This is a genomic window from Streptomyces chilikensis (genome assembly GCF_001642695.1).
Classification (GTDB): Bacteria; Actinomycetota; Actinomycetes; order Streptomycetales; family Streptomycetaceae; genus Streptomyces; species Streptomyces chilikensis.
Window position 1 is genome coordinate 3,392,692 of sequence record NZ_LWCC02000005.1, and the last position, 10,376, is coordinate 3,403,067.

A 10,376-nucleotide genomic window follows, 5' to 3' on the forward strand; every position below is an offset into this window, starting at 1 on the left:
GTCCTGGAATGGTGCTCCGGTGGACCGCGGGAGGGTCACACTGGACATATGTGTCGCAGCATCAAGACGCTCCGTCCTCCGGCGCTGCCGGACGAGGCGACGGAGGAAGAGATCAGGGCCGCCGCGCTGCAGTACGTGCGCAAGGTGTCCGGATTCCGGGCGCCCGCGGCGCACAACCGCGAGGTGTTCGACGCGGCGGTGGAAGCGGTGGCCGGGGCGACGGCGGAGCTGCTCGCCGGCCTGGAGGTGAGGGGGAGCAGGTCCCCGGCCGCGGCGGCCCGGAGCTCCTAGGCCGTGAGGCGGGCCAGCACCGAGCCCACCGCGCGGTGCACGGCTGCGCGCGCCTCGTCGGTCGGGTCGAGCGTCTCGAACCCGTGACGCCCGTCCGGTACGTCGATGACCTCGACGTTCGCCCCGCAGCGCCCGGCCTCGGCCAGGAACTCCTCGACCGTGGCGGCGATCTCGGCACTCTCGCGCCCCGCCCGCACCAGCACCACCGGCAGTCCACCGGCGTGGGCGAGCTCGCGGACCGGGTGGAAGCGGGTGTCGGACATCCCCCAGCTCGGCAGCGGCGACAGGATCGGGTAGTTCGCCGCCACGCAGCGCAGCCATGGCGGAGGAGCCGCCAGCCAGTCGGCGGTGAGCGGGCCCCCGCCCGAGAAGAACCACAGCGCGACCCGGCCCGCGTCCACCCGCGGATCAGCGCGCACCCGTTCCACCGCGTCGGCCAGGTCCGCGGCGGCCGTCCCGTAGTCGGTCAGGGCGTGCAGGCGGTGGTCCAGCGTCACGCCCACGGCCCCCAGCCCGGCGACGTGGCGCGCGTATCCCGTCAGGGTCGGCCAGTCCCGGGGCGTGGGCCGTGCCCCGGCGGGCACCGGGCCGCCGTGCACGAACACGACGGCCGGATGCGGTCCCGGGCCGTCCGGCAGGTACAGGTCGGTGTTCCCGGTCCGCTCGCGTGGCCGTTCGGGCACGTCGAGGAGGAACGGCCGCAGATGGGCGGGCGTCCGGGCGGCGTCGCCGGCGGTCAGCCTCCGGCCCCCGCCGGACGCGGCCTCGATCAGGACGTCGGCCAGCGCGGCGGGGCAGGACCGCATCGGCCAGTGCCCGGTCGGCAGTTCGAAGAAGGTCACCCGGGCGTCGGCCAGGGCGCGGAGAGCGGGATCGCCCATGTCCACCATGATCTGGAGCGTCTCGACGCCCGGCCCGTTGCCGGTGCACAGCACCCCGGTCGCGGGTACGGAGGCCACGGCGCCGGTGAGCCGCAGCGGCTGGAGCAGCGTGCCCAGCGGCTGCGGCACCGCGAGGGCGGTGAGCTCGTCGAGCGCCGCCTCCGAGAGTCCCGCCGTGCTCCCCCAGCGGGACCACTCGTCCCGGGCCGGGGGCGGCAGTTCGCCGGCCGCGACCCGCTCCGCGCTCCCGGCGGCGCGCTCCGACAACTCCTCGCGCAGGCGCTGGTCGGGCACGGCGGCCACGGCGGGCACGCCGTCCCGCGGCATCCCGGCGTCCAGGTGGACGATCCGGCCGACCGACCCCGCCCGCCGGTCGGCCGCGCCGAGCACCGGGTGGATGCCGTAGTCGTGGCCGACGAGCACGATCTCCCGGCCGGACTCCGCCGTCACCGAGTCGATCACCGCGAGCACGTCCGCGACATGGGTCTCCAGGTCGACGGCCTCGGCGGGATCCCCCGGGGGCCTGCCGAGCCCGGTGAGCGCCACGGTGTGCACCTCGGCGCCTTCCGCGGTCAGCCGCGCCGCCGTGTCCCGCCACACGTGCGGGCCGGTGAACGCCCCGGCCACCAGAACGAATACGGTCATGGTCCCTCCTCGTCGCACGGTTCCCGGCGCCCCGGACCGATCTCCCGGCAGCGCCCGCCGGTACCGTAGGAACTCCCCCTGAGGGAGGTTCAAGTGCTCTCGTCGCACGACGGTCTCTGGACCATCGGTGAACTGGCCGAACGCGCGGGCGTCAGCGTCAAGACCGTCCGCTTCTACTCGGACCGCGGACTGCTGCCGGAGGCGTCCCGCAGCAGCGGCGGACACCGCCGGTACGCCCCGGACGCCGCGGAGCGGCTGAGCCTGATCCGCTCCCTGCGCGGGCTCGACCTGCCGCTCGCCGAAGTGCGCCGCGTCCTCGACGAACAGGACGCCGGAGGCGCGGGCGACGTGCTGGAGGACGCCGTCGCCGGCCGGCTGCGCGCCATCGGATCCGAACTCGCGGCCCTGCGCTGGCGCGAGGCCGCGCTCCGGCTGGTGCGGGAGTGTCCGCCGGCCGAACGCCCCGCCAGGCTCCGGCTGGTGGGGGCGATCACCACCCCGCCGAGCACCGCCTCACTGGCCCGCTTCTGGCGTTCGTGGCTGCCGCCCCGGATGCCCGCCCGGTCCGTCGCCGCCTTCCTGGAAAGGGCGGTGCCGCATCCGCCCGACGACCCGCGGCCGGGCCAGGTGCTCGCGTTCGCCCGGCTGCACGCCTTCGTGACCCGACCGTGCGGCGGGAGCGGCCCGTGCCAGCCCGGAGTCCACGGCGCCGCGGGGCCACGCGGGTCCTCCGTGCTGTACGCGGGCCTCGACCTGGCCTACGGCCTGGCGGGCGGGGAACTGCGCAGGGGTGCGGAGCCCCGTCCCGGTGAGGCGCTGGACGGGTTCGTGGACGCGTACGCGGGCGCGTACGGCGCCCGCGACACGCCGGCCTTCCGCCGTCTGCTGGCCGGCCGGCTCGCGGCCGATCCGCGCGTCGACGGGTACTGGGAACTGACGGCCGAGGTGATCACCGCTCCCGGCAGCCGTCCCGAGCCGACCCCGGGGTCCGCGCACGACTGGCTCCTGGTGGCGCTCGACGCGGACCTGGGACGGCGCCCGGGGAAGGCCGGGGCCGCGTCCCGTCGTCCCTGACGGGGCGTCCGGAAGGGCGGGCAGCCCGGTGGGGCCGGCCGACAGGACCCGGCAGGCCGGCGGGCGCGGACCGGCGGGACGGAGGCCGCCGCCCGGGCGCGGCCGCCGCCTGCGCCGGGGGCGGTCCCCGCGCTGCCGGAAGCCGTCGAGGCGTCGCTGCCGGCACCGTTGACGGCCCGCCCTCGGGTGTGGGGCCGCGGGGAGGCGGCCCGGTGTTCCGGTGCTGTTCCGGCCGGCCCTTCGTGTTCGCCGGTGTCCTCCCGCGGTTGCTCACAGCCCCCCGCCGCGCCGGGGCCGGAACGCGTGCGCTGGGCCGAAAGGGGGAGGATCTTCGTGTACTGCGGCAACCGGATCCACCGGACGAGTAGAACGGTCGGGACAAGGGGCGCGGAAACGTATCGCTCCGGGCTTCTCCGCCCGGGATGCGCACGCGTCACGGACCGTCAACGGAGGGGATCATGGGTATCCGCCACATCACCGCCACCACAGTCGCCGCCTTCGCGCTCGTCGCGAGCATGGCCGCGGGCGCCGCGTCCGCGTCCGCGGCCCCGGCCGCCTCGGAGGCCTCGGCTTCCGTCTCGGCCTCGCAGGGCGTCGGCGCGGACCGGCACTGCCACAAGCACCGTGACCACGGCCGTCACCACTGGCGCGGTGAGCGCTGTCGCGACCGGCACGACCGCTGCGACCGCTGGGACCGTCGTGACCGTGACCGTGACCACGGCCGTCACCACGGGCGGCACCACCGCTGCGACCGCTGGGACCGCGACCGCGACCACCGCTGGGACGACCGCCGCGACCGCGACCACCGCTGGGACCGCGACCGTGACCACCGCTGGGACGACCGCCGCGACCACGGTCGCCGCTGACCGCGGCCGCTGACCCCCTGGACCCCCGCCCCCGCCGGCTCCCGCCGGCGGGGGCGGGGGCGTTCGGGCGGCGCACCACGCGCCGGAGGCGCCGGCGGCCGCGCCGTCCGGTTCCGTCGCCGGCGAGGCGGCGGAGCGGAGGTGAGCGGTGCCGCCGGCCGCGAGGGCGGAGCCGGGCGGTCCGCCGGTCCGGGGACGAGGGCGCACGGGGCTCCGGTCGTCACGGCCGGGGCCCGCTGCGGGGTCCGGCGTCAGGCGGTGGCGCCGCCCGTGTCCTGCGCGGGGCGGCGGAGGAGGAACGCGGCGGCCGATCCGGCGAGGAACAGGGAGAGGACGGAGACGGCCGTGGTGAGCCATCCCCTCCCCAGCCATTCGCCGCCGAAGTAGCCGAGGGCCACGCTGTAACCGGCCCAGCTGATCCCGGCCAGCACCGACCAGGGCAGGAACTCCCGCACCCGGCGCCGGGCCACGCCCGCGCCCAGGCTGACCACGGAGCGGCCGGCCGGGGCGAACCGGGCGACCAGGAAGAGCGCGCCGCCGCCGTGTGCCAGGACCGCCCCGAGCCGTGCCTGCGCGGTGCGCAGCCGGCGGGAGCGGGACATGACCCGGTGCAGCCGCGGGCCGCCGCGCAGTCCCACCCGGAACGCGGCCAGGTCGCCGAGGACCGAGGCGGTCGCGGCGCAGATCGTGAGGACGACCAGGTCCCACGCGTCCGCCGTCGAGGCGGCGCCGGTCATCGCGTCGGCGCCCGCCGCGGCGGCTCCCGTCCCGGCGGCGGCCGCGGTGGCGGCGGCCGCGACGAGCACCCCGCTCGGCAGTACGGGCAGGAACACGTCCAGGAGGACCGAGGCCGCGATCAGTCCGTAGAACCACGGGCTGGCAGTCAGCGCCCCGACGCTCTCCCACACGGTTCTCTCCTGGACTTCTATCCCGGCTGTTACCGGGCCGCGGCGTCGCAGGGAGCGGCAGGAGCGGCCGATGGCGGACACCCGGCAAGACTACGCCGATCAGGTGATTGACGTCCCAGGGGGGCACGTATGTCCGCGAAGTCGCGTTCCTCCATATGCCGTTGGCGGCGAGCGAGGTGGGGCCGCCTCCCGTACCAACGGAAGGGCAAGCCCACGATGGATCTCTCGGTGAGGAGCGGTGGAAATGGCTGTTCGGGCAGGCGTGTGCGCGGGTGTCGTGGCGATGGCCGTGCTGGGGGCGGGTGGGGCCGCCGCCGCGGCGGGCGAGGGCGGCGGGCAGGGCAAGGAGAGGGACGGGCGGCTCGGGTACGCCATGGTGACCGACGGCGTGTTCGCGAAGAAGAAGTCGGCGACGACGGCGTACAGCTACGACAAGAAGCTGGTGCCGCCCGGCTCGTGGATCAAGATCGGTCAGCGGACGGCTCCCGGCGGGGCGACCACGGTGTCGCTCCGGGTGAAGGGACTGAAGGCGGGGCACGAGTACGGCGTCCACGTGCACACGAAGCCGTGCACCGCCGACCCGGCCGCGGCGGGCGGGCACTACCAGCACAAGCCGTCCACCGACCCCGCGGCGGTGAACCCGCGGAACGAGGTCTGGCTGGACTTCACGGCCGACCGGAAGGGCTCCGGGAAGGCGACGGCCCACCACGACTGGGGGTTCCGCAAGGGCGGGGCCGCCTCCGTGGTGATCCACGACGAGCCGGGCTCCTCGGGCGCGCGGGTCGGCTGCTTCACGGTTCCGTTCGGGTGGACGAAGGCCGGCTGAGCGGATCCTGCCGCCCGAGCCGCCCCGACCGGCCGAGAAGGGCGTCCAGGGAGAGGGCGCCCGGGCCGGTGACGGTGAGGAGGAGGAACGACCAGCAGAAGAGGGCGGCCGGTTCGCCGCCGTTCCGCATCGGCCAGAGGTCACGCGCCTGGTGGACGGTGAAGTACGCGTACGCCATCGAGCCGGAGCAGACCAGGGCTGCGGCGCGGGTCCCGAGTCCGAGGAGGACGAGGGTGCCGCCGGCGAGCTGGATGACGGCGGCGTACCAGCCCGGCCAGGCCCCGGCCGGGACGGTGCCTCCGGTGCCGTGGGCGCCGCCCAGGACGCCGAAGAGCGAGGCGGCGCCGTGGCAGGCGAAGAGCAGGCCGGTCACGGCGCGGAAGAGGGCGAGGACGTACGGACGGGCGGCCGGCGCCGTCTCCCGCGCCGCCGTGCCGGCGGGGTCCGGGGACCGCGGTGCGGCCTCCCCCGGGAGGTTTCCGGAGGCCGGTCCGGGTGCCGCCCCGGACAACGGGTCGTGCGCGGCTCCGGGCGGCGGGTCGTGCGGGGGTCGGTGCATGGGGGCTCCTCGGGACGGGCCGATCGAGGTCAGTGTGATCGGGCCGGGAGCCCCGCACCGGCCGAGCCCCGCCGGATCACCGGGGAGGGTGACGGCGGGGCCGGGGGCGGGATGCCGGGGCCGTGCGGGAGGCGGGGCGGCGCGTCAACCCCGGGCGGAGGCGGACGCGCCGGCCGGCTCGGCGGCTCAGCAGCTCGACAGGCGGCTGGTGAGGGCGCTCTTTTCGGCGGAGTCCACGGAGAGGCCGTAGTAGTACTTCACCTGCACCCAGGCGCGCACGTAGGTGCAGTGGTAGGCGGTGCGGGGCGGCATCCAGGTGGCGGGGTCCTGGTCGCCCTTCGCCTGGTTCACGTTGTCGGTGACGGCGAGCAGCTGCGGCCGGGTGAGGTCGTTGGCGAAGGTCTGGCGCTGCGCGGTGGTCCAGTTGCGGGCACCGGAGTCCCAGGCCTCGGCCAGCGGCACCAGGTGGTCGATGTCCACGTCGGAGGCGAGGGACCAGGTGGCGCCGTCGAAGGGCGAGTACCAGCTGCCGCTGGTGGCGGCGCAGGAGGAGTCGGTGACGACACCCGAACCGTCGCGCTTGAGCACGGTCTCCCGGGTGTTGCAGGCGCCGCTGATGGTGATCCAGTGCGGGAACAGGTCGCGGCTGTAACCGGTCCGGACCTCGGTCTGGACCGGCAGGGCGGCGAGGTAGCTGCGGGCGGTGGTGGCGCTGACCGGAGTGGGAAGGGCGGCTGACGCGCTCGGGGCGGCGAACAGGCCCAGGGAGGCGAGGATCCCGGCCAGTGCCGAGACTATGCCGAACCGGCGGGCGTGACGCGCGTAGAACTTGGGCATGCGAGGTCCCTCGGGAGGTGGGGAGGTGAAGCGCGGACGGACGGCATGCTCTTCGCGTCACGTTGCCGGCGGATGAGCAGCCGGTGAGAAGTTAGCGACGCGTACATGCCAGGACAAGGGGCCCGAGGAGGTTCCGCCGGGTTCGCCCGGATGTTCGCACCGGACGTTCACGTACGATGGGGGAAGCGGAAGGGGAGTAGCCCTACGCCGGGACCGTCGACATACTGCTCAGCTCGGCTGAGCCGGCGCCCGGAGGCCGTGCACCGGTGGGAACCGGACGGCCGGCGAGACCTTCGGCAAGCAGTGCATACCCGTGTACGTCCGTGTGTGCTGCCGTGCCGAGGTGTTCGCAGACGCGCAAGCTCTCGGCGGGGTGGCCCGACCGATTGAGGAACTGTGATCAGCATTGGTGTGACGGCGCTCGTCTTCGGCGTCGTCTTTCTCGCGGAGCTCCCCGACAAGACCGCCCTGGCGGGTCTGGTGCTCGGGACGCGCTACCGCGCCTCCTACGTCTTCGCCGGCGTCGCGGCGGCCTTCCTGGTGCACGTGGTGCTCGCCGTCGCGGCGGGCAGCGTGCTGACGCTGCTGCCGCAGCAGATCGTGCACGCGATCACCGGTGTGCTCTTCCTGGGCGGCGCGGCGGTGCTGCTGATGAGGAAGGGCGAGGACGAGGAGGAGATCCGCAAGCCGGAGAACCAGTCCTTCTGGAAGGTCTCCGGGGCCGGCTTCATGCTCATCCTGGTCGCCGAGTTCGGCGACCTGACGCAGATCATGACGGCGAACCTGGCCGCCCGGTACGACGACCCGCTGTCGGTGGGCCTCGGGGCCGTGCTGGCGCTGTGGTCGGTGGCCGCGCTCGGCATCGTCGGCGGCAAGGCGCTGATGAAGAAGGTGCCGCTGGAGCTGATCACCAAGATCGCCGCGGTGCTGATGACGGGGCTGGGCCTGTGGAGCCTCTGGGAGGCGATCGCCGGCTGACGCCGCCGCCCTGCCGTCGGACCCCTTCCCCGGATCCTTTCCGTCTCCCGGCCCCTCCCGGGCCGGCCGTCCGCGCCCCGCGGGCAATGCGTGTCCACATGCTGGACCCCGGGGTGGCGGCCGGCCGAAGGGTTTTGTATCGTTGAGGAACAAAGTGGTTCCCGCTCGTCACCCCCTGACCGGCGGGCGGGGCCACCTTGGCCTTCCTCCCCTGTGTCTGGAGCCGTGCCGCATGGCCGTGGGTGCCGCCGTCGAGTTCTCCGTCCGCGCCCTGTTGCTCGACATGGACGGGACCCTCGTCAACTCCGATGCCGCCGTGGAACGCGTGTGGCGCCGCTGGGCCGCGTCCCAGGGGCTCGACGGCGACCACGTGGTCCAGGTGGCGCACGGCCGTCAGGGCCACGCCACGATGGCGCTCCTGCTGCCCGACCGCCCCGCGGCGCAGAACCACGCCGACAACGCGTGGCTGCTGGCCGAGGAGGCCGCCGACACCGAGGGCGTGGTGGCGATCCCCGGTGCCCCCGAGTTCCTGGCCTCCCTGCGCGGCGTTCCGCACGCCCTGGTGACCTCCGCGGACGTGCGGCTGTGCACGGCGCGGATGGCGGCCGCCGGGCTGGCGATGCCGGAGTCCCGGGTCACCGCGGAGGACGTCGCCCACTCCAAGCCGGACCCGGAGGGGTTCCTGAAGGCGGCCGCCGAGCTGGGCGTCGCCCCGCAGGACTGCCTGGTCCTCGAGGACTCCGAGGCCGGGATCGCCGCCGGCAAGGCCGCCGGGATGCGGGTGGTCGGCGTGGGCCCGCGGGCCCACGCGCACGGACCGGACGTGGTCGTGCGCGACCTGCGCCGGCTCCGGGTGGAGCCCGCCGCCGACGGCTCGGTGCTGGTGAGGGCCGGGCGGGACTGAGTCCGCGAACTCCGGGCGGCGGCCGGGCGCGGCCGCCGTCCGTCCATGGCGCGGGACCGTCAGGTCCCGCCCGACACGCCACCGGGCCCGGCCCTCATCGCCCGCCGGCCGGGCCCGGTCAACGCCTCAGCGCCATCCGTCCCCGTGCCGGTCGCCGTCCCACCGGCCGTCGTGCCCGCCGTCGTGCCGGCCGTCGCCGCGGGTGATGGACTCGAGGACCGCCCGGGTCGCCGGGCCGTAGGTGCCGTACTCGTCGTCCTGGATGCCGTTGATGTACTGGAAGGCGCTGACGCCGTTGCGCACCTGGTCGTCGTACCGGCCGTCCGCGTCACCGCTGTAGAGCCACAGCTCCGCCAGGCGGCGCTGCAGCTCCGCCACCTCCGGGCCGGTGTCCCCGGGGGCCAGGGAACCGTCACCGAGGCCGGTCCCGCCCTCCGCGCCGTCGGCGGACTGCGTGGCCGAGGCGCTGGAACGTTCCGCCTCCGGGGTCGCGGTGCGCGACGCCTCGGCGGACGCGGACGCGGAGGCGGAGGCCGTGGCCGAGGGGCTCGGCTCCGGGGAGGCGGACCTCTGCGGCGGCGCGGAGGTGACGGTCGACGGCTCCGTGGCGGTGTCGGCGGCGACCTCCGGGTCCACGTCCGGCACGCTGACGCGCTGCGGCATCGAGGTCGTCCGGGAAGGCGTCTGGTACGCGAACAGTCCGCCGGTCACGCCGGCGATCACCGCTCCCACGCCGACCACCGACCCGGCGGTCACCAGCGCGACCCGGCGCTTGGGCGTCCGGCGGCGGCGGTGGGTCCCACGGGGCCCGTCGTCCGGGGTCCCGGGATCCCCGCCGGCCGCGCCGCCCTCCGTCCCGGGGCCGTGCGCCGACGGTCCGGGGGCCGGGAGCACCGGGCCGTCCGGGCCGTCCTGCGAACCCCGGCCGTGGTGTGCGCGGCCGTCCAGTGCCTCGGGTTCCGCACCGGTCCCCGGGTGCGCCCGCGCCGGTCCGGCGGCCCCGGCCGGTGCCGGCCGTTCCGGGGGCAGCGGGCCCGCCAGGGGCACCGCGGCGTCCCGGGCGGCGACGACCTCGCCCACGATCACCCGCGGCTCCCCGCCGGCCGCCGCCTCGTCTCCGGGAGGGGTCAGCCCCACGTAGGGCCGGACCCGCAGGGGGTCGAAGTCCTCGGCCTCCGCGGCCTCCCGCTCGCGCGCGTCACGCAGCGCCTCGGCGGCCAACAGCGCGCAGGCGCACGACGAGGTGTGGTCCGCCTGGCGCGGCGCACCGCACCCGGGGCACTCGTTCCCCTGGTTCTCGTTCACGCGACGGTCCCTCCCCTTAAATCTCCCGTGATTATGCAGATTTTCGCCCCCTACGCGTACGCGGTTCCCGATTGCCGGCCGTCACGGAGGACTCAACGGGCCATAACGGGTCACTCCGGCAACGAGGGAACGTGTAGGTCGAGAGCCCGGGAGGACCCATGGCCGACGACGCACAGGGCGGGACGGACGGCGTCCGGGACCAGGGCCCGCGAGAGGGCTCCGGGGCGCCGCGGGGGCAGCGGGCCACGGCCGCCGCCCCCGGCACCGCCCACGCCCCGCACGCCGCCGCCCACGGCGGGCCC

The 10,376-nt window shown here is 75.7% G+C and carries 11 protein-coding genes; 6 read left to right on the plus strand and 5 right to left on the minus strand.

The annotated features are described in order from the left end of the window. Positions 1-48 precede the first annotated feature (48 nt). A complete protein-coding gene (locus A2U95_RS15100) occupies positions 49-291 on the plus strand; it encodes a DUF2277 domain-containing protein (RefSeq protein ID WP_166022805.1) in 243 nt (80 codons plus the stop codon). Here the strand turns inward: A2U95_RS15100 and A2U95_RS15105 are convergent. Further along, entirely contained in the window at positions 288-1,817 is a 1,530-nt protein-coding gene (locus A2U95_RS15105) for an alpha/beta fold hydrolase (RefSeq protein WP_166022807.1), read from the minus strand. The genes A2U95_RS15100 and A2U95_RS15105 overlap by 4 nt on opposite strands. Before the next feature lie 93 nt (positions 1,818-1,910). On the opposite strand from A2U95_RS15105, the gene A2U95_RS15110 reads away from it, so the two are divergent. Beyond that, positions 1,911-2,891 (plus strand): MerR family transcriptional regulator, encoded by a 981-nt coding sequence (locus tag A2U95_RS15110; RefSeq protein ID WP_166022809.1) that lies wholly within the window; start codon positions 1,911-1,913, stop codon positions 2,889-2,891. 458 nt (positions 2,892-3,349) lie between these two features. Further along, complete coding sequence (locus tag A2U95_RS15115; RefSeq protein WP_166022811.1) at positions 3,350-3,757, plus strand: hypothetical protein; 408 nt, start codon at positions 3,350-3,352, stop codon at positions 3,755-3,757. A 251-nt stretch (positions 3,758-4,008) separates the two neighbouring features. Here A2U95_RS15115 and A2U95_RS15120 read toward each other — a convergent pair whose 3' ends face one another. Next, positions 4,009-4,665: a DedA family protein gene (locus tag A2U95_RS15120; protein WP_166022813.1), complete on the minus strand. Its 657-nt coding sequence runs from the start codon at positions 4,663-4,665 to the stop codon at positions 4,009-4,011. Positions 4,666-4,909: 244 nt separating this feature from the next. Here A2U95_RS15120 and A2U95_RS15125 point away from each other — a divergent pair, with 244 nt between their 5' ends. Beyond that, a complete protein-coding gene (locus A2U95_RS15125; protein ID WP_166022815.1) occupies positions 4,910-5,491 on the plus strand; it encodes a superoxide dismutase family protein in 582 nt (193 codons plus the stop codon). Here the strand turns inward: A2U95_RS15125 and A2U95_RS15130 are convergent. Both A2U95_RS15130 and A2U95_RS15135 read right to left on the minus strand, forming a co-directional pair. Next, the gene (locus A2U95_RS15130; RefSeq protein WP_240957467.1) at positions 5,457-5,864 is read right to left on the minus strand and encodes a DoxX family protein; all 408 of its coding nucleotides are present in this window, start codon (positions 5,862-5,864) and stop codon (positions 5,457-5,459) included. The two genes, A2U95_RS15125 and A2U95_RS15130, sit on opposite strands and share 35 nt — an antisense overlap. 372 nt (positions 5,865-6,236) lie before the next feature. Continuing rightward, entirely contained in the window at positions 6,237-6,887 is a 651-nt protein-coding gene (locus A2U95_RS15135; RefSeq protein ID WP_166022819.1) for an HNH endonuclease family protein, read from the minus strand. A 396-nt stretch (positions 6,888-7,283) separates the two neighbouring features. On the opposite strand from A2U95_RS15135, the gene A2U95_RS15140 reads away from it, so the two are divergent. Together A2U95_RS15140 and A2U95_RS15145 are read left to right on the plus strand one after the other, a co-directional pair. Further along, positions 7,284-7,865 carry a TMEM165/GDT1 family protein gene (locus A2U95_RS15140; protein ID WP_166022821.1) on the plus strand — a complete coding sequence of 194 codons (582 nt, stop codon included), beginning with the start codon at positions 7,284-7,286 and terminating at the stop codon, positions 7,863-7,865. Between the two features lie 232 nt (positions 7,866-8,097). Further along, a complete protein-coding gene (locus A2U95_RS15145) occupies positions 8,098-8,769 on the plus strand; it encodes an HAD-IA family hydrolase (protein ID WP_166022823.1) in 672 nt (223 codons plus the stop codon). 126 nt (positions 8,770-8,895) lie between these two features. On the opposite strand, the gene A2U95_RS15150 is transcribed toward A2U95_RS15145, so the two are convergent. Beyond that, positions 8,896-10,074: a peptidoglycan-binding domain-containing protein gene (locus A2U95_RS15150; RefSeq protein ID WP_166022824.1), complete on the minus strand. Its 1,179-nt coding sequence runs from the start codon at positions 10,072-10,074 to the stop codon at positions 8,896-8,898. Between the last annotated feature and the right edge of the window lie 302 nt (positions 10,075-10,376).